This window comes from Microbispora sp. CA-135349, assembly GCF_050947365.1.
Classification (GTDB): domain Bacteria; phylum Actinomycetota; class Actinomycetes; order Streptosporangiales; family Streptosporangiaceae; genus Microbispora.
This window is the reverse complement of the sequence record NZ_CP192001.1, coordinates 2,787,179-2,809,511: the sequence shown is the minus strand read 5'-3', so window position 1 is coordinate 2,809,511 and position 22,333 is coordinate 2,787,179. Positions and strand designations below refer to the sequence as shown.

The following is a 22,333-nucleotide window of genomic DNA, read 5'->3' as shown; positions in this document are numbered from 1 at the left end:
TCCACTTGTCTGCATAAGCACAGTAGCGGCTAAGCACAGGCCTGTCAGGACCCTCAGCCACCAGCGGGAAGGCTATTGAGCCCGCCCGGACAGCAGCGCCAGCCACACGGCCCGCGCCTCGGCCTCCCGCCAGGCATGGGTGTGCGCTACCTCCGGCTTCAACTGGTCTCCCTTGAACCTGCGGATGTAGGCCAGTCCGCCCGCCGCGCACAACTCGTACCAGGTGTTGCGGTGCTCGTGGCAGGTCCAAGCGAGCACCCGCGACCAGGCGAACTGTCCCGGCTTGTGCCAGGCGAGCGGCTTGGCGCCCTCCATCAGAGGCGGGAGATGCGGGGATGGGCACGGCCCGCCCCATGCCCGGGTGCGGTTGCTCACCGGTCGGTCCGTTCGAAGCGGACCTGTCCGGCCGCATCGAGCGTCGCGCGGAAGATGATCCGGCGGGACCAGTCGTCCGGCACGGTGCCGAAGTCGTAGACCCGGTGCGTGATCCTTCCCCACGGCTGCCGGGCCGGGTCCATCCGGCGCAACGCCATACGTAGCTCGTCCATCGAGGCGGCCTGCTGAGCACTGGTCCCGCACGGTCCGAGTTCGTCGGTCCCATTGCCCGTGAGGAAGACTTCCCACTCGAACATCTCCACGGGCACCTGGCCGCCGTCGCAGTACAGGCAGTCCTCCCGCGACGAGGTCGCCAGCCCCAGCGACACAGCCGCGACCTGCCCGCGCCGGGTGACGATCTTCCAGCCACGACCGTCGCACGCGGTGCACTTAACTGGTGTGGTCATGCCGGAAAGAATGGATCGCAGACGAATCCAGTCCTATTCCCACGGGATATACCACCGGGAGATATAGAGTTCTCAGCACGAGCCAATGCACCACCAGCCTGGGCGAACGACCGGAGGCCGGAATGCACGGGAACGCTTTCGAGCCGATCCAGCTACCCGAATGGGTATGGGACCGTGACGAAAGCAGGGAAACGCTCAAAAACCGTGACGTAGCGGGTCTGTTCAATCTTGCTGTCAAGTACGCAGGCACCAGCCAGGTCCGCCTCAGTGCCGCCACCGGCATCGCCCAGGGCCGGATCAGTCAGCTCATGCGCGGTCAGCGCCAGGTCACAGACCTTGAGGTCTACGAGCGCATCGCCGCCGGTCTCGGCCTGCCCGACCACGCTCGCATGCTGCTCGGCCTCGCCCCGCTCGACATCGCCTCACCCACCGGCAACCGCGGCGACGAGCACCAGGAGCAAACCGAGGAACTCACCGCCCGCATCGAGGCCGCCGCCGCCATCGACCCCACGATGGTGATGATCCTCAACACCGACACTAACAATCTGCGCCTACTGGACCGCCGACTCGGCAGCGCCGCCATCGCCGACAAAATGCGCGCCCAAATCACCCAAATAGAACGCGCTCACCATCACGCGATACGGCCCGGCATACGGGCCAAGTTGGCGCACGCGCTCTCCGAAACCGCAGCCCTCGCGGGATGGCAGGCTATCGACACCTGCGCATTGAAAGACGCCTGGGACTACCACGAGCGCGCTATAGCTGCAGCACGCGAAGCCGAAGACCCGGCTCTCCTCGCCTACGCCTGCGGACAGCAGGCATACGTTCTGGTCGACCTCGGAAGGCCAGCAGAGGCAACCGAACTACTTCAGTACACCCGGGCCTCGTACGACCGCCGCGTTCCCGGCCATCTGCGCACGTGGCTTGCTGCTGCCGAAGCAGAGGCCGCCGCCATTCTCGGAGATGAGGCGACCTGCCGGACCGCTCTCGACCAGGCCGCCGCGCTGCTCCCCGAAGGGGACGCCGATCCGAGCCTGCCGTACGTCTCCCTCAACCGGCACCACCTCGCCCGCTGGCGCGGCAACTGCCTCGTCCGCTTCGGTGACCCCGAGACGATCGAGGACCTACGCTCGGCTCTCGCGGGCATGGACGGGACCTATAACCGGGCCGAGGCCGGATTGCGCTGCGACCTCGCTAACGCTCTATTGGCCCTGGGCGAGCTGGACGCCACACAACCGCATCTCTACCGAGCCGAGCAACTCGCCACGATGATCGGCTCTCGCCGGCACGCCCGACGCATTGAAGAACTGACCCGGGCCGCTACCCGCGCGACTCGTTGAGCCGCTCTCGCGCGTAGAGCAGCCCGATCAACACACCAGAGTTCCAGACGTCACCACGGGCGATCATGTCCGGGATCTCCTTCATCGGAATCCACTCCAGCCGATCGGCCTCCACCTCGCCGACCGGCTCACCGACCAGTTCAGCGCCACGCCCAAGAAACACGAGATGCTCGGAGTCGACCATGCCGACCATCGGCTGAAACGTGATCAGGTGCTCGACCTCCCTGGGCTGGTAACCGGTCTCCTCCTCCACCTCACGAACGGCGGTGTCCTTCGGGTCCTCACCGACCTCCACCAGGCCACCGGGCAGCTCCCAGCCCCACCGGTCGAAGAGAAAGCGGTGACGCCACATCATCAGCACGCGCTGTTCGTCATCCACGAGCACCGTCATGGCCGCCCGGCCCAGATGCACCGCGTGATGCTCGAAGCGCTCCCCATCCGGGATCTCGACATCCACCAGGCCCAGCCGGATCCACTCGTTGTCGTAGATCAGCCGCTCCCCGTGCACGACCCACCGCGACCGCTCTTCGTTGGTAGCCACACAGCGAAGCTACCGCCCAACATCGTCGACGTACACGGGAAACATCGATCGCGTCCCCGAGGGGGTCAGTTCGCTTTCGCGCTAAAGCGTTAGCTGTAAGTCCCCGAGGACGAGTCGCCTCCCTGGATCGACTTCAGCCGATTGATCTGCTTGTCGAGGTTTCGCACCTGGGTTGAGTCGGCGCCGAAGGCATCGGCCAGAAGAGGGCGGACGGCTTTGAGCTCCGTCAGCGCCTCATCAGGACGGCCGGAGCTGGCGAGCATCTGGGCGATGACGAAGCGCGACTCGCGGATCTGGTCTGCCGTGTCGTCGTTCCCCGAGGCGTTGGCGTTCTGCACGTAGAACCGCAGCTGTGGCAGGGCCTTGTCAGGCTTGCCGATCTCGGCATAGGCGTGGCCTGCGTGGTAGGAGCAGTCGAGTACGTACGAGTCGCTTGGGGGTAGATACCTGCGATAGTCGCGTCCGACGACTTCGAACAGTGACGCGGCGCGTGTGTACTCGCCGGCATAGAACTGTGCGGCGGCCAGGAAGTGACGCAAGCGCAGCTCCAGGAACGAGTCATGGGCGGCGCGTGCGACGCCGTCCTCAAGGAGGCTGATCGCCTCGGACGGTCGGTCGTTCTCCAGGAGGGCCTGGACGTTGGCCTTCAACTCTTCGGCTTCGGTGTCGGTGAGCTTGCCCCGGCTGGTGCTCTGTTCCCGACGCTTGGCCGGGGCCAGCAGCGGTCGGCGGAAAGGGCGCGTCGGGTCGCGGTTCTCATCGTTCCCAGATGGCTCGCCCGGCGTCGTCACCAATGGCAGCAGCGCCTCGTAGACGGCCTCCGCCGATGGCCGAGCCTGTGGGTCCTTCGCCAGCATTGACGCCACCAGCGCGTCGAGTGCCCTTGGAACGTCCCCTCGTGGCACGCGCACCGACGGCGCGGGCGACTGAATGTGGTGGGCGCGCAATGGCATGTCGGTCGTCCCGTGGAAGGGCACATCGCCGGTGAGTAACTCATACAGCAGGCAGCCGAGCGAGTAGATATCCGATGCGGGAGTCACCGCCTGACCGAGACACTGCTCCGGCGACATGTAGGGCGGTGTGCCGACGGTCCGATCGACCTGTGTCAGCCGCGGCAGTGCCCCCGCACCACGCAGGATCGCGATGCCGAAGTCGAGCACCTTCACCAGGCCGCCGTCGACGACCATCACATTGGCCGGCTTGATGTCGCGGTGGACGATATCGACCCGATGCACGTCGGCCAGGACCGCCGCGATCTGCGCAGCAATTGACGCTGCCCATAACACGCTCGGTGCCGAGGTGAGGTACTCCGTGCGGTCGAGCATCGATTCCAGCGTTGAGCCGCGTAGCAGCTGCATGACGAGCCACAGTTGCGTGCTGCCGTCGGGCGCCGTGTCGACGCCCGTATCGTAGACCGCCGGGGTACCGGGGTGCTCCAGCTGGGCGGTGGTGCGAATCTCGCGCAGGAACCGCTTGCGGTCGCGGTCCAGAGCGTCGAGGATCTCCACTGCCTCCGGGCTGTCCGGTGCGGCCGGGACCGCCCCCGGCGACGACGGCCGTAGCAGCTTGATTGCGACACGCCGGTCCAGACGCTCGTCGTAGCCGTAGAAGACCTCGCTCATGCCGCCACGGCCGAGCGATCCGTCTATGCGGTAGCGCCCGGCCAGCAATCGTCTCTCGACCGCCCGGCCGGTCCCGTCCTCCACGCCCCGCCACCCCTACCCCATAGATCAGAACTTTTGACTGAACCACCTACCACGGCGACCGTCGGACGGGGCGGTCACTGTCCGGCTTGACCGCCGGTCTCTTTCAGCATCTCCGCGCGCAACCGCGCCAGCGCCTCGTCCCGCGCCGGCTCGGTGATGATTCGGTATGCACGCTTACGCGCCGCCTCCTTGATCGCCTTCTGGAACTCATTGTTGTCGAAGTACAGCTTCATGAACGCGGTGTTGCGCTCGGCGTTCTCCGCGACGATGTCATCGAGCCGGTCGTCGGCGACCTGACCGAACCGGGCCTCGTCGTTCATGAGTGCGATCTGCTGCATCGCCGTGTCCTCGACCAAGCCAACAACCTGCTGGTAGACGAGGATCTGGTCGGAAGTGCCCAGGTCCAGCCCGAACCGTTCGTTCAGCTCTTCGATCACCTCCGACAGCGGCTTCATCTCCGGTTCCCGGTAGCCACCGCCATCGGCGGCATGGCCCCGTACGTCGCGATCGCCGACGGCCGTCAGCGACACGTTGTGCCGACCGGTGAATTCCAGCCTGAAGTGGCTCAGGTCCGCATCGCCGATGTCAATGGACGTTGAAGGCCTCCCGGGCAGGCGGATCAGCAGGATCCTCCCGTACTGGTAGAGGCGTTCGAGATCCCGGTCACCCCAGTCGACGATCTGGGCAATGAGGCTGTAGGCGCGCACGTAGTCCTGCAGCGCGCCTCGGAAACCTTCACGCTCGTCATCGGTCTCGAGCGCATCGAAGCGGTCGAGTGCCGGCTTCAAGTATTCGTGCAGCTCGGCATGGAGCTTGCGTTCGGCTGCGTCGGGCATCCGCCCCGGCCCGGCCGCGGCCAGGACCCTGATGAACGCCTCCATCTCCGATGCGACCAGCAGCCCGTACTCCATCACCTCGCGCTGCTTGGTGTAGAGCAGGTTCGGATCGCTCGGCTCGGTGATCGTCGTCTCGAACCAGTTCTCGAACGCGGCCTGGATGTCGGCGGCCTGATTGGCGAAGTCCAGGACGTGGACGTCGTCCTGCGATTTCAGCGGATGGATTCGGTTCAGCCGCGACAGAGTCTGCACGGCCGCGACGCCGGTCAGCGGCTTGTCGACGTACATTGCGCACAGAAGCGGCTGGTCGAAGCCGGTCTGGTACTTCTCCGCGACGACTAGCAGCCGATACTCGTCCTGGTTACGCGCGACCGCCTGCGAATCGTCGGCCTTGGTGTAGGCGAACCGGTCCGGCAGTTGGCCATCGGGGAAGCCGTTGAGCTGCGCTTCGGTGAACTCCAGGCCAGCATCATCTTTCAGCTGCCCCGAGAACGCGACGAGCGTGCCGCAGTCGGTGTACCCGCGCAGCGCGACGTAGCTGCGGATCGCCTGGTACAGGTCGAGCGCGTGCTGACGGCTGCTGGTGACGACCATCGCCTTGGCCCGGCCGCCGAGCCGTCCGGCGATATTCTCACGGAAGTCATCGACGATCAGCCTCGCCTTCTGCTCCATCGACTTCGGGTGCAGTTCGGCGAGGCGGACCAGCTTCGCCTTCGCCTTGGCCGCGTCGACCTCCGGGTTGGCGATACGAGACTCGGCCTGCTCGACGGCGGCGTTGCGCAGCCGCCACTTGGTGTCGTACGTGATGTAGTTGGCGAGCACGTCGAGGATGTAGCCTTCGTCGATCGCCTGCCGCATTGAGTAGATATGGAAGGGCACGTACATGCCCTGCTCGCCAATGCGCGGGTTCACCTTATCCGGGTCGAAGGTGCCGAACAGCTTCAGCGTTGCCGACGTGGGAGTGGCGGTGAAAGCGAAGTACGACAGGTTCGGCTGCCTGCCACGCACCCGCGTCATATATTCCAGGTCGCTCTCGTCCCCCTCGGGCGGCGTCGCGTTGGATCCGAGGGCCTGCTTCAGCTGAATCGCGGACTCGCCGCCCTGCGAGGAGTGCGCTTCGTCGATGACGACCGCGTACCGCTTGCCGGCCAACCCCATGCCTGCGATCTTCTTCAGCACGAAGGGGTACATCTGCATGGTGCTGATGACAATCTTCGAGGTGGCGTCTTCGAGGGCCGCGGCGAGCTGAGTCGAGTCCTCGTCAATTTTTTTGACGACACCAGGGGTGTGGTCGAACTGGAAAATGGTCTTCTGCAGCTGCCGATCGAGTACGACCCGGTCAGTGATCACGATGATCTTATGGAAGACCGGCTGATTGCCGGTGTCGAACAGGTTCGAGAGGCGATGCGTCAGCCAGGCGATCGTGTTCGACTTGCCCGACCCCGCCGAGTGCTGAATCAGATAGCTGTGCCCGGCGCCGTTCGCCTGCGCGTGAGCGACCATCTTCTGTACCGCGTCCCACTGGTGGTAGCGCGGGAAGATCCGCGGTGAGATGTGCGGGTTCGCCTTCACGCCCTTCCTATCCGACACTTGGATGTGGATGAACCGGTGCAGGATCTCCAGCCAGTTGTCACGCTGCCAAATCTGCTCCCATAGGTAGGCGACGCTGTAGGAGCCGGGGATGGCAGGCGGGTTACCGGCCCCGCCGGCCGCACCGGGGCCGTTGGAGCCGATGTTGAACGGCAGGAATTCCGTATCGGCGCCCCGCAGCCGCGTGGTGATGAAGGTGCGGTCGGGATCGACCGCGAAGTGGACCAGCGCCCGCTTGGCGAAGAACACGTCGTTCGGGTCACGGTCGTGCCGATATTGCGCGATGGCGTGGTCGGCGTTCTGCCCGGTGTTCGGGTTCTTTAACTCCACCGTAGCGACCGGGAGCCCGTTGACGAAGAACGCCATGTCGAGCGACCGGTGCGGGTAGCGCACGCTGTAATGCAACTGTCGCGCGACCGTCAGTATGTTCGCGTCGTACTCGGCGAGGGCGCCGGCGGCCAGGGTGTGACCGGGCCGGAAGTAGGCCAAGTCGATCTGCACACCCCGGTCGCGCACGCCCTGGCGCAGCACGTCCAGCACACCGCGCGCGTCGATCTCGGAGGCGACGCGCTGGGCGAATTGACGCTGGGCGGTCGACTGGTCGCCGCCGTAGAAGCCGACGAGCTTGTCCCAGCTCTTCTGCTGCGTCACATCGATGAACCGGTACATCTCACCGGTGTCGATGCCGAGTTCGACGTTGAAGGTACCCTGCGCGCGCGACCAGCCGCGCGTGAGCAGCTCGGCCTCGACGCGGTTCTCGAAGGCACGCTCGGCGTGGGCTCCGGAAGTCATAGGGACGCACCTCCGGGCGAGGACAGGCGGCGTGCGGTCGTGACGTCAATCTGGCCGGTGACGGCAGCGGTGATCAGCGCCTGACAGCGCTCGGCGAGGAGAGCGAGCTGGCGATCACGAAATGTGCTCTCAGCCGTGATCGCTGTGAGTCCGTCATTAATATCTGCCACTAACCTCTGCTGTTCGCCGATCGATGGGAGAGGAACGACAAGATTTCGAATGTCTCCCAGTGAGAGCTGAGTTTTGGTCCCGCCATACTGGCTACCTAGCAGTAGTTCTTGAACCTGCGGGGCAGACAGTGCGTACGCAAGCCATCGTCCTTCGATAGCTTTGCCTGGCCTGACAAGGCAAACATGCTGGCTCACGTTTGCCTGAGCAATTCGCTGATCCACGAGCGAGACCCAGCCCGCATTCGCACCTGTGATGCCGATCAAGACATCGCCCGCACGAACCCTAGAGCGTGCAGCCTCGGCGGATGCCGACGGCGGTGCGTCCGCCAATGCCAGCGCTTCGAGATTCGGCTCGATGCTATCTCGCCGCAGATTCGCACTTCGAAAGAATGGCGTACCTTTGGAGCCAACGTAGTCACCCCAGCCACGTGGACCGCTAGTAACCAAATCTAGGTAGTAGCCTAATCGAACGTTACCGCATCCGTGATCAGGAAAGACAGACATGAGTAGCGCGCGACGTTTGTCTTGGAGAAGATTTATGCTCTCGGACATCGAGCTAGCGAGGAGGTCGATCCGAGCCGTCTCGGCATCGAGGAATTCAGCGATACGCCGCTGCTCCTCGATTGCCGGAAGCACGATCGGAATATCCCCGAGATCGTCGGGATTAATCCGGGGGGTTCGAACTCCTCCATTATCAGAACTTCCGATTCCTCTAAGGCGCGATGACATCTCGCCTACGAACCACTTTGAGCGAAACAGGTGATGCAAGTACCGACTCTCCACCTCGCCCGATGGTCGCATCACCAAGTAGTCAGGGCTCACGATTCCGACTTCCGAGCTACGACCGACTGCACCCTGGTAGGCACTCATGCGGTTCAGAACGATATCGCCAGCTCGACAGACTTTATAATTGCTAAACTCCTCAGCTCTCGATGGTCCGTCGACGATTGAGTCACGTCGCACAACTCCATACCGGGCCGAGACCGAGAGCAGAGGAAGCTCGCGCTTTCCAGCGCGCTCGTCAACGATTGAGTAGTAGAACTTGATACGCTTGGACTCGTTCACCCCGTCACCTCACCCAGCAGTTTCTGGATCTGTGTCTCCAGGTCGCATAGTTCCGCATCGATCTCCGCCAGCGGCCGTGGCGGCATGTACACGTAGAAGTGACGCGTGAACGGGATCTCGTAGCCGACCTTTGTCTTGTCGTGGTCGATCCACGCGTCCGGGACGTGCGGGGTGACCTCGCGGGCGAAGTAGGCGTTGATGTCCTCGTCCAGCGGGACGTTCTCGTAGTCTCGAAGGTCCGGGTCCGGCAGCACCGTCCCGTCCTTGGCCCTCTGCACCTCGCCATCGGGGTCGGACACAGACACCGCGCCCCAGACGCCCTTGAGCAGCGCCGCCGTACCCGGCCACTGTGCACCGCCTGCAACGGCGATCGCATGCAGGGCATTGGTGGCTTCCTTTTTGGTCCACCACACCGAGCCGACCGACTGGCGCAGCGCCGCGACCAGCGCCTCACGCCCGCTCCACTTGGCCAGTGCCTTCGAGTCCTCCAGTGCGGCCAGTGTGTCCTCGGTAATCTCGAAGCGCAGCTTGAGCGGACGCTCAACGGTGATGCGGTGGTAGCCGAAGTCGCGGGTGCCGAAGACCTTTACCTTGCCGTGGTCCGGGTGCCCGGCGTCCGCCGCGACCGCCAGGGCGTCGACATACAGCTCGGTAATGTGCTTGATCTGCTGATCGCTGATCTGCTTGCGTTTGTCGCCGAGGGACTTGCGCATCTTCTCCCACTGGTCGCGGGCGTCGAGCAGGATCACCTTGCCGCGCAGCTCCTCGGCCTTCCGGTTGGACAGGATCCAGAAGTACGTAGAGATCCCGGTGTTGTAGAAGAGCTGGTCCGGCAGGGCGACGATGCCCTCCAGCCAGTCATTCTCCAGAATCCACTGGCGGATCTTTGACTCGCCGGACTCGGCCGCGCCAGTAAACAGGGGGGAGCCGTTGAAGACGATCGCCAGGCGTGCCCCCTTGCCCTCGACCGGCTCCATCTTCGAGAGCATGTGCTGCAGAAACAGGAACGAGCCGTCGTTGATGCGCGGCGTGCCGGCGCCGAAGCGACCGGCGTGGCCGAGCTCAGCCTCGGCCTCCACCGTGTCCTTGACCTTCTTCCACTCCACGCCGAAGGGCGGGTTGGCCAGCATGTAGTCGAACTTCTTGTCCGGGTGGCCGTCGTCGCTGAAGGAGTTGCCGAAGTGGATGCGGCCGCGCTGGTTGCGCATCAGCATGTCCGACTGGCAGACCGCCCACGACTCCGCGTTGAGCTCCTGGCCGAAGAGGTAGACCTCGGCCTTCGGGTTGATCGACTTGATGTGGTCCTCGGCCGCGGTCAGCATGCCGCCGGTGCCGCAGGCCGGGTCGAGGATGTTGATGACCTGGCCCGCGCCGGCGACGGTGTCGGCATCCGGAGCGATCAGCAAGTTCACCATCAGTTTGATGACTTCGCGCGGAGTGAAGTGCTCACCGGCGGTCTCGTTGGAGTCTTCGGCGAACTTGCGGATCAGGTGCTCGAAGACGTACCCCATGTCGTGGTTGGAGAGTTTGTCGAGGTCGTGCATCGCGGCGAACCTGCCGACGACCTGATAGAGGATCTTCGCGCCCGCTAGCCGGGTGATCTCGTTGTCCAGGTCGAAGCGGGCCAGGATCTTCCGGACGTTCGGGGAGAAGCCGTTGATGTAGTCACGGAGGTTCTTGGCGACGTTCTGCGCGTCGGAGGCGATCGTTGAGAAGTCCTGCTCGGAGGTGTTGTAGAACGGCAGCTTCGCCGCGATCTCCAGCAGCCTCTCCTTGTTCTGGATGTCGAGCGAAGCATTGCGGGCACGCACTGCCTGCCGCGTCGGGGCCATCACCGCGTCGAGGCGGCGCAGCAGCGTGAACGGCAGGATCACCTGGCCGTACTCGTGGCGCTTGTAGTCACCGCGCAGCAGGTCGGCGACCGACCAGATGTCACTCGCCATCCTGGTGTGCGTGGGTCCTGAGGTCACAGGTCTCTCGTCTCCTCGTCAGCCTCATTGGCGTCATCAGTGTTCTTCATCACGGTGAAATCCGGTGCCAGAACGCCGGTGGTCAGTCCGTGGACGGTCTGGTCGATCACGTGCGCACTCGCCTTCGCCAGCCCGGCGAGCACGCCTTCCAGCTGTTGCAGGTACCGAAACGCGTCGCCGTAGCGCCGCTGTTCGGGCAGGGACAGGCGGGGAACGCGGCAGCGGCGCAGGTCGTCGCGGTTGAGCGCGCCGAGGGTGTTGGCTACGGGCAGCACGTTGGCGTCGGTCCGCAAGAAGGTCGCGAGGAAGTGCGCGTCCAACCGGGTGGGGTCGATCTCGACGACCTGCGCGACACCCGTGTCATCGTCGGCGGTACCGGTCGCGACGGCCGGTGGCCGGCCGAGAGTCCGTACCAGCAGGTCTCCGGCACGCGGCGTGGCATCGCGGGAACGGATCGTCAGCGCACCGGCACGCTCCAACTCGCCGAGGGTGACGTACGAGTGGCGGGTCGGCGCCATCGGCGTGGTGAACTGCGGCAAGCCCTGGCCGACGCGTGCGTAGAGGGCTTGCAGCCGACTGGTGACGCGGGCAAAGTCGTCAGCGCTCGCCTCGATGTGCGTGGTGACATAGCGGGACGGCAGGAGGTTGACGTCACCGTCGAGGAGTTCCAGGCGTGGGATGGCATGGGAGATCGTCGGGTCGGCATCATCAAACAGCCGCTGCCAGGCAGCGAACTCGTGCGGGACGTCGGCCGCGTCACCCAGCCTAGACAGGTCGACCATCCGCACTGCCCGATGGTCGGGAGCACCGTAGGGCCGTTGCAGGACCCAGAGATAGACGTCGGTGTCGGGTACCGAACCCATTCCCTTTGGTAATGCGATCACGTCACGTAGGGCACCGGAGCGCACCAGTGCCGCACGGATATGCTGCCCGGAGGGCTGAATACAGGTGCGTGGCGTCACGGCGATGACAGCCACGCCGCGCGGTCTCAGGTGCGCGTAACAGTGCTGAACCCAAGCCAGCTCACTGTCCCGGGGGGCCGGAATGCCGAACTCCCAGCGCGGATCGGTGGTCAGCTCGATCGAAGGCCACTGTGGCATGTCGAAGGGCGGCTCGCAGACGACAGCCGCAGCCGCGCCAAGGTACATGTTCAGCTGGTTGTCTAGCAAAGAGTCGCCGGTATAGATCTCATACGGCACACCGAGGCAATTGCTGCGCAGATTCAGCGCGGCGACTGCAGCGGCCGACTCTTGGATCTCCTGCCCGGCGAGCTTGACGCTGTCACCAAAGCGGTCGGCCACGGCCATCAGCAGCGTGGCGTCGGAGCACGCCGGATCGAGCACGGCGGGCACGCCGGCATCGTCGGCGGTCGCCGGCCGGACAGCGGTCGTCGAACGCGGCAGCAGCGACACCATGATTTTAGCCAGCAACTGGCCCGAGGTCAGGTCGGCGATGCTGCGCTCAGGCAACTGCTCGGGGGCGCGCCGCATCCGCTCGTCGCCTGGGCCGCTCAGGAAGACCGACAGATCGTCGATACGTTGCGTGCCAGTGTCAGTACGGCCGGCCGTCGCCAGTTGGTCGCCCTTCCCAGTCTCCTTCAGCCACGCCTCGACCTCGACCCGAGAGAACGTCGGGCTGTGCTGACTGCCGCCGACCGGCTTCGGGAACCCCGGATAGCGGCGGCGCCAGTTAGCTACGGCGGCACGGCCAACGCCAGCCAGCCGCGCGATCGCGGCAGCCGTTAGCTCGTCGTGCTCATCGGGAGTCATGGGGCGACCATACAGGGCAAAGCAATCTTCAACAAGGCCTTGTGAACGTTGTTGCCGACGTTCACAAGGCCGTGATACGTTGACTCGCGCACGATAGAAATCGTCCCGTGGGTCGCTCAGTTCACAAACTCGCACGTAGTAAGCCCCCAAGGCCTGGACTGACGAGGTTGGAACCGCGAGTAGGTCATGCCTGTGAACACGCACTGAGCTGCTCTTCGTGGAGGGACAGGCTCACCTCCAATCACGGGAAGCACGTCCCTGCCTTCCCCCGATGTGTCTGGACCGCCCAGACCCTCCCCCAAGCGAGGTATCACGTGATCACCGAGAAGCTCGACGCGCCAGTTGCTACTAAGAAGATCAAGAAGCCCCCGACCACCCGTAGGACCTCGCTCTACCGGCTGCGCGGCACGGGTCCGATCGCGGACGAAGACCTGCGCTCGTTCGTTCTGCCGCGCTACCTGGACCGCGAAGGCTTCAAGGCCCGCGAGATCGACCAGGACGGTATCTCCGGTCTGCTTGTCTCCGGCACGATCGCCCCGGGCCAGGCCGACTGGTGCGACGCGCTCAGCGCCCTGACGGGGCAATCCGTTGCAGAGGAAAATCGAACCGCTCTCGCCCTCCTCCTGGTTCGCACCAAGCGGGCGGTCTATGGCCTCACTTACGGTATGGGTCACCTGATGGTCGATCCGGTCCGAATCGACCCTGGATTCGGCATCGAGTTCGCCGTCCGCTGCCTGAACGAGGACCGCATCACAAAGGTCCGCCGCCAGGTCATGGATGCCCGAGGCCGGACCGACGAGAATTCCGCCACCAGCGGAGAGCACATCCGCGGCTTCGGCATCGAGCAGTTCGGAGAGATTGTCAGCCAGATCTCTGGTCAGATCAGCAACGTCCCGCTCACCTTCACCCGAGACCGCACCCGGCCGGCGCATGTAACCGGCAACGACCGCTCGGTCAAGCTGCACCTCGGCAGCACGCCCGCCGCCCTGCTGCACGATCTACAGCAGATCGAGGAGGTGTGCGCCCGCCCCAACCCGCTGCCGGAATTCGAGTTCATCACCCAGATCCGCCCGCTCAACCCAAAATCCGAGCAGGCGCAGCTGCTCGACGCCCGCCTCGACGCCATGCTCGCCGAGGGCGAAGCGAATCGCATGGCGCTGGCTGTGCCTAGCGTGTGTCGGGACCGATTCGAGTTCGCTGAGTCCTTTAAGGTGACGCTGGCGGGGAGGCCACAGCACTACACCGAGCTCGATCTCGACCAGTTCATCACGGCTGTTCAGGGCAGGCCTGAGGGGAGCCGCTTGCTGACGCTGCGCAAAGGCCGCATTCAGATGTTCGCTGGCGCCGATGATGCTGAGCCGATCAGCACCAAAGTCGCGGCCGACCACTGGCTCACTGCAGAGGTGCCTGATGGGGTGGTTCACTACTTCTACTGGCAGGGGCGGTGGTACGAGATCGGCGCGGAGTACCTCATCGTCATCGAACACCGGATCATTGAACTCCTGGCGCGCCCCGTGAGTGTCACGATGCCGCCCTGGACCAACCACGAGAAGCACAACAAGCACGACGAGGACTGGTACAACAAGCAGGTCGCCGACCAGGACGGGTACGTGCTACTCGACAAGGACACCGTGCGTACCAAGCGCCTGCGTGGCGGTGGTCTCGAACTCGGCGACGTCCTCGGCCCGGATGGCCAGTTCATCTGCGTCAAGAAAGCCGACAAAACCGCCGAACTGAACCACCTCTTCGCGCAGGGCCGTGTCGCCATCGAAACCTTGCGCTACGACATCGAGGCCCGTAAGAAGTTTCTCGCCAAGCTCGACAAGCTTGCCCCCGGCCACCCCCTGGACACCTCGTTCAGTTCCCCGACCCTCGTGTTCGGCATCCTGCTGAAGGATGGGGAGCCTGTGACCCCGGACTCTCTGTTCGCCTTCGCCAAGGTCTCGCTGCTGCACACGGCGACAGCGCTGGAGGGGATGGGCGCCCGCTTGGAAATCGTCTCCATCTCCCGGACTTCAACGACCGGAATGGCCGCGACACCCTGACACCCTTTAGCGATCGCAGGCCAAGGGCAAATGGTTCCATTCCTGGGCTATGCAAAGTGGGCCTCAGACAAACTCCTCTCTATCGCTCTACGTCATTTCGACCTCGGGCGCGACGTGGTCATGGTTGGCGTGTCGGTCAACTCACCGCCATCAACAACCGCCGCACCCACGACGTGCGCCGCGAGGATCGCACCTACCGGCGAGCTACACCGGCACCTGTCAAACATGTCCTGGGACTGATGTGTCAAGCATGTCCCGGGACACGACAACGGCGACTGCGCTAGTCTTGCCGAATTGTGCTTGTAGGGATCAAGGGCGGCGCTGCGCGCCGCCTCGCGGCCCTACACCCGCTCGGCGGCCGGGCATGCGGCCTGGGGGGCCGGTCCCGACCGCCGGCGGCACCGGGCCGCCTTGCCGCGACACACCCCGATACACATGGCAGAAAAATCACTCGACTGGCAATGTCACCGGCAATCTCTCTCCAGGCATCACCCGCCACTCTGCAAGTTGGCGGCGCCACTGCTTGTTCACCGATATCCCATACTCCGGATCGCTCTTCTTCTCCACATAGTCTCGATCGACAAATGGCGGGATCGGGTTGCGCCAGACACTTGCGGGGATGAGAAATAGCTCTGGATGGTCTGCGTCTGCAGGGAAGACGAGCAATGCCAGTGCCCGGTATTCATCCAGGCTGAAACCAGATTTGCGCATGTAGACGTACCCAGCACCCCGAACAGATTTCACCTGCACAAGCAGATGACGCCCCGACCCGAGATCCACGAGGAGATCGACTCCTCGATCGTCCGCTAAGGGCCGGAAGACCCGATAGCCCGACAAAGCAAACTCAGCAGCCACGATCAACTCTGCTGCTGCTCCGACGTGAGCGCGATTCGCGAGATGCCAGCGCGACATACGGCCAAGGCTAATCCGCCTCCGGCGGGGGCGCTCGGCTCCGGGATGATCGACCACGCGCACGCTGGCGTCCGTAGCTGGCTGAGGTGGGAGCCTGATCGTCCCTCCTGCCGCGACCCAGGCAGAGCCCAGCAGACCGCCTCCTACGGCTCAAGCCCGTCTGTGACCGTTGGCATCTGATGATCGAGGAACGGCGACCGGCTGACGTACACGCAAAGACGGGCTTGCCCCTCCGTCGTCGGCCCGCTGCCGCTTCGCGGTGGGTCGAGGCATACGGGACGATCAGGCGGGCGAGACGTGCGCGGACGCGCAGTTCAAGATCCGGCACATACGCGGAACGCCGTCGAGGCAGCGTGATCAACGTCTCGCCAAGGTGCAGCTCAGCGCACCACTCCCCCGATAAGATCAAGTCCACTCATAATCCGTGGGTCGTGGGTTCAAGTCCCACCCGCCCTACTCTTCAATACCGCGTTCGACCTGGGGTTTCTCGGTTTTCGCCGACCCCTGATCCCGTTGTGGATCATGGTTGGTTGCTCGGTGGTTGCTCTTGTGTACGGTCCGTGTACGGCGGTAGATCATTTAGACCGCCATCGTCAGTTCAGACCCCAGCGACGATTACCCGAAGATCAAGCCAGATGGTCTGCACGGCGTTGCTGGTCAGCGCTGGTCTTATGTGCGGTCAAGCCTTGTCCAAGCCGGCTCGTCCTGCCCATCAGGCCGCTCGTGACCAGCAGATAAAAGATCCGCTGCTTCTCGCGGCGATCCTCTCGGCCCCATTTACAGCACGGGCTAGGGATCGATCGGCTGCATCACCTGCACGACAGCGCTGAGGACAAAGACACAGGCCCGCCGAAGAAACGACGGGCCTGCTGGGTTCGGTGGTTCAGGTTGTGGCGTCGCCGGTGTGGGTCGGCAGAGTGATCAGCCGGGCTGTCTGCGCACCTGCGGCTGCGGTGTTGACGAGAGCGGCGGTGGATTCCGCGGCGGCCCGGGCCACCTCCGGGTAGACGCTGGTGTAGGTGTCACGGGTGAAGGTGGATGAGACGTGGCCGAGGGTCTCCTGCACGACCTTCAGGTCGACCCCGGCAGCGAGCATGAGCGAGGCAGCCCCATGGCGCAGGTCATGCAGCCGCACTGGCGGCAGCCCCGCCTGGAAGGCCAACTGGTAGAACTGGTCGCTGACCTGCTGCGGATGCAGCGGCCGGCCGATCTCGTCAGTGAAGACGAACCCGCTGTCCGTCCATGCCTCGCCTACGGCCAGCCGCTCGGCGGCTTGGCGCTTGCGGTGCGCACGCAGCGCGGTGACGGTGTCCTCATCCAACGCGATGGTGCGGTCGCTGGCCTCGGTCTTCGGCCTGCCCTGCACCGGCTCCCAGCCCAGCTGGGTGATCTGCCAATGCACCCCGGCCGTCCCGGCGGCCAGGTCGACGTCCTTCCAGCGCAGCCCGACCGCCTCCCCCCGGCGCAACCCGCGCAGGGCGATCAACCGGTACAGCGCGAACAGCCGGTGGGTGGCCGCCTGGGCGAGAAAGGCGAAGGTGTGTGAGGGCGTCCACACCATCACCGGCGACGGCCGCGGCACGGACGCGTACACGTTGATCATGCTGGCCCGGCTGAGCCGGGCCCCGCGCCGCCGCTCCTCGATGTCGAGCCGGTGCTGCAGGTCGCGGTTCCAGTCGGCGACCCGCTCGTCGGTCCACACCAGCGCCTTGGGGCGTTCGGCATCGGGGAGTTCGACGACCGCGGCGGGGTTAAAGTCGATCAGCCGATCCTGCTTGATCGCAATGTTGAGGGCGTGCCGGAGGGTCGCACGGATGCGGTGCATGGTCGCCGGGCCAACCGGCCGCCGATACCGCACCTTGGCCCGCTCCTCGGGATCACCGCTGGCGCGGGCGGTGGTGATGACGTCGTTGAACTCCTCGATCGCATCGAACATGCCCGCCACATCCGACACCCGCAGCCGATCCAGCCGGATATCGCCCAGGTAGGGGGCGAAGTACAGACGGATGTGCGCCTCGTAGGAGCGGCGGGTGGTGACGTCGATCTTCCGCTTGCGCCGCAGGAACTCCTGCATCCACTCGGCCACGGTCACCGTGGGGTTGAGGTCCTGGCGGGTGCGGACCTTGCGCCGTACTTCTTCGACCGGCGGCAACGCCTTGGTGTCCTTGAGCACCGACAGCATCAGCTCGGCGATCTTCCGCTAGGAGCACGGCCGATCATCATGCCGCACGTGGTCCCTCTCCTGGTGGCCGGAATCGCTTCACGCGGCGCTAAGCCATGCAAGGCCATGACCTGGGCGGATGACATTATCGGCAGGCGCAAGGACACTGCCCCTTTTCTCTCGTACTTGGTACTGGCCCCCGTCCAGACGAGCCGCGACCGCCTGGCCGAGGCGGTGCGGGAGCGGTGCCGGAGCAGGGGCCGGCGGTGGAGCCCGGGCCCGCGGGGGTACGGACGGAGTACCGCCTCTTGACCTTCGGTGCCTTGCCGGTGGTCAGACCTGGCCGATCCCGCCGTCGACGGGCAGGTCGATGCCGGTGACGAAGCTTGAGTCCGCGGAGGCCAGGAAGAGCGCCGCGGTGGCGATCTCGTGCTCGTCACCAAGGCGGCCGACGGGCACCCGCGAGGCAATCTGCTCCTTGAACCCCGGCGGGAGGTCCGCGAACGCGGCGGTGTCGATCGCGGCGGGGCTGAGGACGTTGACCCGGATTCCGCGCTGCTTCAAGTCGGTGGTCCAGGTCCGGGCGAACGACCGCAGCGCCGCCTTGCTCGCGGCGTAGACGGTCGTTCCCGGATCGCCCTTGTCCGCGGCGCCCGACCCGATGAGCACGATCGAGGCGCCGTCGGACAGCAATGGCAGCAATTTCTGCACGGTGAAGAACGTCCCGCGCACGTTCACCCCGAACACGGCGTCGAACGACTGCTCGGTCACGTCGCCGATGTGCTCGTTCCACGTCCAGACGCCGGCGCTGGCGATGAGCACGTCCACCCGGCCTGCTTCGACCGCCACGACCTCGGCCAGGCGGGCCGCGTCGGAGATCTGGCCGACGTCGCCGAGCACGCCGGTCACGCCGTGGCCGATGGCGGCCACCGCCGCGTCCAGCCGCTCTTGGCGGCGGCCGGTGATGACCACGTGCGCGCCCTCCCGGACGAACAGCTTCGCCGTCGCCAGTGCCAGCCCAGAGGTTGCGCCGGTGATCACCGCGACCTTCCCGCCGAGCTTCGCCATGTCGCTCTCCTTGTCTCGAAAAATGAGCATGCTCTCATTTTTTGGTGCTGCTCACTGTAGCGAAGATGAGAGCACCCTCAAAGTCGAGACGTATCGCACTTTGCTACGGTGACCTCATGCCTGCCACGGGGAACCTGCTGCCCGCTCGCCGGGATGCCCGCCGCAACCGCGAGCGGCTGCTCGAGTGCGCCCGGCGCGCGTTCGCCGAGCAGGGCGCGCAGGCCGCCCTCGACGGCATCGCGCGCGAGGCGGGCCTGGTAGTCGGCACCCTCTACCGGCACTTTCCGACCCGCCTGGACCTGCTGTGCGCGGTGCTAGAGCCGAAGCTGCGCCATGTGATCGAGGAGGTGGAGGCCGCGCTCGGCCTGGAGGATCCGTGGCAGGCCTTCCGCGGCCTGCTCGAAGTCCTGTGTACGGCCCAGGCCGGGGACCGGGCGTTCGCCGACTTCCTGGCGCGGCGCTTCCCCGGCAACGACGGCACCGAGACCGCGCACAGCGAGATCTGCGCGCTCGCGCAACGGGTGCTGGGGCGGGCGCAGGCGGCCGGCGCCGTCCGCCCGGACGTCACCGGCGCCGACCTCTTCCTGCTGTTGTGGGCGAGCAGCACAGTAGCCGAGGCCACCCGGCACGCCGCCCCGTCCCTGTGGCGGCGCCACGTTCACCTGGCGCTGGACGGGTTCCGGGCGCCGGACCGGCTCGACCTGGGAGAACCCGCGTGGGACGCGGACCGGCTCTGCCATGCGATCGCCACCGGGCCGTCATGGCAGCCATGACGAAGCTTGCGATCGCGGTTCCGCCGGTCTTCCTTCTGGCCGTGCTCGGGTGGAGCGCGCGAACGCCTGCGTGAGCAGGTGGCCAAACTCAAGGAACTCCGCAAGGAAGACCAGGACGAGCTGTCCCGGCTACGCGCCGACATCAACGCCCTCGTCCGCGTCGTCAACCAGTCGACTCTGGAGCACCGGCAACTATACGGTGTCGACTCAAACTGATCACGGTTGACCGCTGACCGTACGTACGCCCACCGGCCGAAATGGGTTCCAAGATCGGCTCATGGCCGTATCTCGGCTCGATACGCAATGTGGAACGAAATCCGGGCGTCAACGGGGTTCCCACTGGTCAGTGAGTCTTAGTTGACTCCCGCTTACGGAGGACTTGCGCCGGATTCCGATCGAGCTCACAGTGTGACTTCGATCTACGTGTCGCGTGCGGCGAGCCGGGCGAGCGCCACGGCGCTGGGGCTGCCCGGTCGCGCGGTGTAGATCACCATCCGCAGATCGGTGCCGGGCAGCAGCAGCGTCTGGCAGTCCAGCTCCAGGGCGCCCAGCTCGGGGTGGTGCAGGTGCTTGCGCAGCGTCGGTACGGGGCGTACCTCGTGGTTGCGCCAGCTGGCGGCGAAGTCGGGGCTGTGCGCGGCGAACTCGTTGACCAGCTCGCCAAGTACGCGTTCGGCCGGGTACCGGGCGCTGGCCGCGCGCAGCTGGGCGGCGGTCTGCCGGGCGTATTCGCCCTGCGAGCCGTCGGCGGCCGAGCAGAGGGTGCCGTTCAGCCGGATGGACAGCCGCACGGCGTTGCGTTCCCCGGCGGGCAGCGATCCGAAGTCGATGATCAGGTCGGCTGCCGCGTCGTTCCAGGCGACAATGTCCTGGCGTTCGTCGGTGAGGTAGGCGGGCATCGGCCCGAGCCGGTCCAGCAGCTCGCGGGCGAAGGCGGGCACCGGCGCCCGGCCGGCCTCCGGGGCGAGCGGGGCCTGCCCGGCCAGCCGCGCCAGGTGCTCGCGCTCGGCGTCGGTGAGCCGCAGTGCCGTGCCCAGCGCGGCTATGACCTGCGGGGACGGATGCGGAGCGCGGGCCTGCTCAAGTCGTTCGTAGTAGCTGGTGGAGACCCCGGCCAGCGTGGCCACCTCTTCGCGGCGCAGGCCGGGAGTACGGCGGGCGCGGCGGCCTGGCGGGTGGACGGCCGTGGCCGGCAGCTGGTCCGGGCGCAGCGCCTCCCGCCGGCGACGGAGAAAGTCGGCCAGTTCAGCTCTGCTCACCCGTCCAGGCTGCCACAGTGGCGGCCGCCTTAGCCACGGACCAGGGGTCCGGGGCTTACCCGTCCGTTCCGCGGCGCCCGGATCCGCGGCCAGGCTGGCATGACCACATTTCACGGGACACCGGAGGACGAACATGCCACGCACTCCTGAGGAGACGATCCGCCGACTGCTGGATCTGCTGCTGGCCAAGGATATGGATGCCATCGCCGATCTGTGGGCGGAGCAGGGCACCGGCGAGTTCCCGTTCGCTGCGGGGGACGCGCCGCGGCGGCTGGCGGGGCGGGATGCCGTCCGTGACTATCTGGCCGGATATCCGGAACGGATGGATGTACGGGAGATACCTATAGTGACCGTGCATCACACGCAACGGCCGGACACCATCGTGGTGGAGTTCACCGCGCACGGGTACACGGTGCGCACCGGCGAGCCCTACCGCATGGACTACATCTCCGTGATCACGGTCCATGATGGCCTGATCACGCACTACAGGGACTACTGGAGCCCGCTGGCCGCCGCCTCGGCGACCGGGACGCTGCCCGAGTTGCTCGGCTCGCTGCGCTCGGGGGCCGCCCGATGAGCGGCGTGCTGGTCACCGGCGGCACCGGGAAGACCGGCAGCGTGCTGGCGGAGCTGCTGCGGGGCAACGGCGTACCGGTCCGGGTGGCCGCTCGCAACCCATCTGCCGGGGATCCTGACGCGGTCCGGTTCGACTGGAACGACCCGGGCACGCATCGGGCCGCACTGCACGCGATGGACCGCGTTTATCTGGTGCCTCCGGTGAACGCCGTGAATCCGATGCCGCTGGTCGACCCGTTCCTGGACGAGGCGGAGCGGCTCGGCGTGCGCCGCGTGGTGCTCCTCGGCTCCGCCATCGTGCTGCCGAACGCCCCCGGCGCGCTTGAGCTGGCCGCACGGGTACGGACTCGGCCCGGGTGGGTCGTGCTGCGCGCGTCCGGGTTCATGCAGAACTTCCTGCGCCCGCATCCGCTGGGCGAGCGGCTCCGGCGGCACGGCGAGATCCACACCGCGGCCGGTGGCGGCCGGCTGGGCTGGATCGACGCGCGCGACATCGCGGCCGCCGCCTCCGCCCTGCTGACCAACCCCGATGACGGGTCCAGCGAGAGGCCCAGTGGAGGGCAGGGTGAGTGGCCCGGTGAGAAGCGGGGTGAGTGGCCCGGTGAGAAGCGGGGTGAGTGGCTCAGTGATGGGCCGGGCGACCGGCGCGACTACCTGCTCACCGGGCCGAAAGCGTTGAGCTACCGGGACGCGGCAGCGATCATCACCGCCCGCACCGGCAGGCCGATTCAGGTGCTGCCCGTCGAAACCGACGAGCTGGCGGCCGGCTACCGGGCCGCCGGCATGCCGGCCGAATTCGCCGCCGCCCTTGCCGCCGTGGACGCCGGCCTCAGCGCCGGCCGGGACGACCTGGTCAGCACCGCGGTGCTGGACCTGACCGGCCGCCCGCCCCGCTCCTTCGACGAGTTCGTCCATGACCACGCGTCCGAGTGGGCAAACGGCGTGGCACACTAGCCCGGTTCTTCGCAGGTAGGTGAA

General features: G+C 65.9%; 18 protein-coding genes. 6 read left to right on the top strand and 12 right to left on the bottom strand.

Annotation, left to right across the window (positions count from 1 at the left end):
• Positions 1 to 72: 72 nt before the first annotated feature.
• Positions 73 to 375 carry a hypothetical protein gene (locus tag ACQPZZ_RS13235; protein WP_432931977.1) on the bottom strand — a complete coding sequence of 101 codons (303 nt, stop codon included), beginning with the start codon at positions 373 to 375 and terminating at the stop codon, positions 73 to 75.
• Entirely contained in the window at positions 372 to 782 is a 411-nt protein-coding gene (locus ACQPZZ_RS13230; RefSeq protein ID WP_230984204.1) for a hypothetical protein, read from the bottom strand. The genes ACQPZZ_RS13235 and ACQPZZ_RS13230 overlap by 4 nt, the downstream gene beginning before the upstream one ends.
• 122 nt (positions 783 to 904) lie before the next feature.
• On the opposite strand from ACQPZZ_RS13230, the gene ACQPZZ_RS13225 reads away from it, so the two are divergent.
• Positions 905 to 2,122: an XRE family transcriptional regulator gene (locus ACQPZZ_RS13225; RefSeq protein ID WP_432931974.1), complete on the top strand. Its 1,218-nt coding sequence runs from the start codon at positions 905 to 907 to the stop codon at positions 2,120 to 2,122.
• Here the strand turns inward: ACQPZZ_RS13225 and ACQPZZ_RS13220 are convergent.
• The 6 genes from ACQPZZ_RS13220 to ACQPZZ_RS13195 all read right to left on the bottom strand — a co-directional run bounded on the left by ACQPZZ_RS13220 (position 2,103) and on the right by ACQPZZ_RS13195 (position 12,561).
• Complete coding sequence (locus tag ACQPZZ_RS13220) at positions 2,103 to 2,663, bottom strand: NUDIX hydrolase (protein WP_432931972.1); 561 nt, start codon at positions 2,661 to 2,663, stop codon at positions 2,103 to 2,105. The genes ACQPZZ_RS13225 and ACQPZZ_RS13220 overlap by 20 nt on opposite strands.
• 89 nt (positions 2,664 to 2,752) lie before the next feature.
• The gene (locus ACQPZZ_RS13215; RefSeq protein WP_432931970.1) at positions 2,753 to 4,369 is read right to left on the bottom strand and encodes a protein kinase domain-containing protein; all 1,617 of its coding nucleotides are present in this window, start codon (positions 4,367 to 4,369) and stop codon (positions 2,753 to 2,755) included.
• Between the two features lie 74 nt (positions 4,370 to 4,443).
• Positions 4,444 to 7,587 carry a type I restriction endonuclease subunit R gene (locus ACQPZZ_RS13210; RefSeq protein ID WP_432931967.1) on the bottom strand — a complete coding sequence of 1,048 codons (3,144 nt, stop codon included), beginning with the start codon at positions 7,585 to 7,587 and terminating at the stop codon, positions 4,444 to 4,446.
• Entirely contained in the window at positions 7,584 to 8,822 is a 1,239-nt protein-coding gene (locus ACQPZZ_RS13205; RefSeq protein WP_432931965.1) for a restriction endonuclease subunit S, read from the bottom strand. The genes ACQPZZ_RS13210 and ACQPZZ_RS13205 overlap by 4 nt, the downstream gene beginning before the upstream one ends.
• Positions 8,819 to 10,792, bottom strand: a complete 1,974-nt coding sequence (locus ACQPZZ_RS13200) for a type I restriction-modification system subunit M (protein ID WP_432931963.1) — start codon at positions 10,790 to 10,792, stop codon at positions 8,819 to 8,821. Before ACQPZZ_RS13200 ends, ACQPZZ_RS13205 begins: the two co-directional genes overlap by 4 nt.
• Positions 10,789 to 12,561 carry an N-6 DNA methylase gene (locus ACQPZZ_RS13195; protein WP_432931961.1) on the bottom strand — a complete coding sequence of 591 codons (1,773 nt, stop codon included), beginning with the start codon at positions 12,559 to 12,561 and terminating at the stop codon, positions 10,789 to 10,791. The genes ACQPZZ_RS13200 and ACQPZZ_RS13195 overlap by 4 nt, the downstream gene beginning before the upstream one ends.
• A gap of 314 nt (positions 12,562 to 12,875) precedes the next feature.
• Between ACQPZZ_RS13195 and ACQPZZ_RS13190 the strand changes: the two genes are divergently transcribed.
• Positions 12,876 to 14,606, top strand: a complete 1,731-nt coding sequence (locus tag ACQPZZ_RS13190) for a DUF6119 family protein (protein WP_432931959.1) — start codon at positions 12,876 to 12,878, stop codon at positions 14,604 to 14,606.
• Positions 14,607 to 15,053: 447 nt separating this feature from the next.
• Here ACQPZZ_RS13190 and ACQPZZ_RS13185 read toward each other — a convergent pair whose 3' ends face one another.
• The 3 genes from ACQPZZ_RS13185 to ACQPZZ_RS13175 form a co-directional block, all read right to left on the bottom strand.
• Entirely contained in the window at positions 15,054 to 15,518 is a 465-nt protein-coding gene (locus ACQPZZ_RS13185; protein ID WP_432931957.1) for a hypothetical protein, read from the bottom strand.
• A gap of 883 nt (positions 15,519 to 16,401) precedes the next feature.
• Positions 16,402 to 17,700 (bottom strand): site-specific integrase, encoded by a 1,299-nt coding sequence (locus ACQPZZ_RS13180; protein WP_432931955.1) that lies wholly within the window; start codon positions 17,698 to 17,700, stop codon positions 16,402 to 16,404.
• Between the two features lie 312 nt (positions 17,701 to 18,012).
• The gene (locus tag ACQPZZ_RS13175; protein WP_432931953.1) at positions 18,013 to 18,777 is read right to left on the bottom strand and encodes an SDR family oxidoreductase; all 765 of its coding nucleotides are present in this window, start codon (positions 18,775 to 18,777) and stop codon (positions 18,013 to 18,015) included.
• An 86-nt stretch (positions 18,778 to 18,863) separates the two neighbouring features.
• Here ACQPZZ_RS13175 and ACQPZZ_RS13170 point away from each other — a divergent pair, with 86 nt between their 5' ends.
• Positions 18,864 to 19,520: a TetR/AcrR family transcriptional regulator gene (locus ACQPZZ_RS13170; RefSeq protein WP_432931951.1), complete on the top strand. Its 657-nt coding sequence runs from the start codon at positions 18,864 to 18,866 to the stop codon at positions 19,518 to 19,520.
• 6 nt (positions 19,521 to 19,526) lie between these two features.
• Positions 19,527 to 19,736, top strand: coding sequence for a hypothetical protein (locus tag ACQPZZ_RS13165; protein ID WP_432931949.1), 210 nt, complete (start codon positions 19,527 to 19,529; stop codon positions 19,734 to 19,736).
• Between the two features lie 203 nt (positions 19,737 to 19,939).
• Here the strand turns inward: ACQPZZ_RS13165 and ACQPZZ_RS13160 are convergent, their stop codons facing one another.
• The gene (locus ACQPZZ_RS13160; RefSeq protein ID WP_432931947.1) at positions 19,940 to 20,779 is read right to left on the bottom strand and encodes a helix-turn-helix transcriptional regulator; all 840 of its coding nucleotides are present in this window, start codon (positions 20,777 to 20,779) and stop codon (positions 19,940 to 19,942) included.
• Between the two features lie 133 nt (positions 20,780 to 20,912).
• On the opposite strand from ACQPZZ_RS13160, the gene ACQPZZ_RS13155 reads away from it, so the two are divergent.
• Positions 20,913 to 21,356, top strand: coding sequence for a nuclear transport factor 2 family protein (locus ACQPZZ_RS13155; RefSeq protein WP_432931945.1), 444 nt, complete (start codon positions 20,913 to 20,915; stop codon positions 21,354 to 21,356).
• On the top strand, positions 21,353 to 22,309 hold the full coding sequence (locus tag ACQPZZ_RS13150) for an NAD(P)H-binding protein (RefSeq protein ID WP_432931943.1): 957 nt from the start codon (positions 21,353 to 21,355) through the stop codon (positions 22,307 to 22,309). The genes ACQPZZ_RS13155 and ACQPZZ_RS13150 overlap by 4 nt, the downstream gene beginning before the upstream one ends.
• The last annotated feature ends 24 nt before the right edge of the window (positions 22,310 to 22,333 follow it).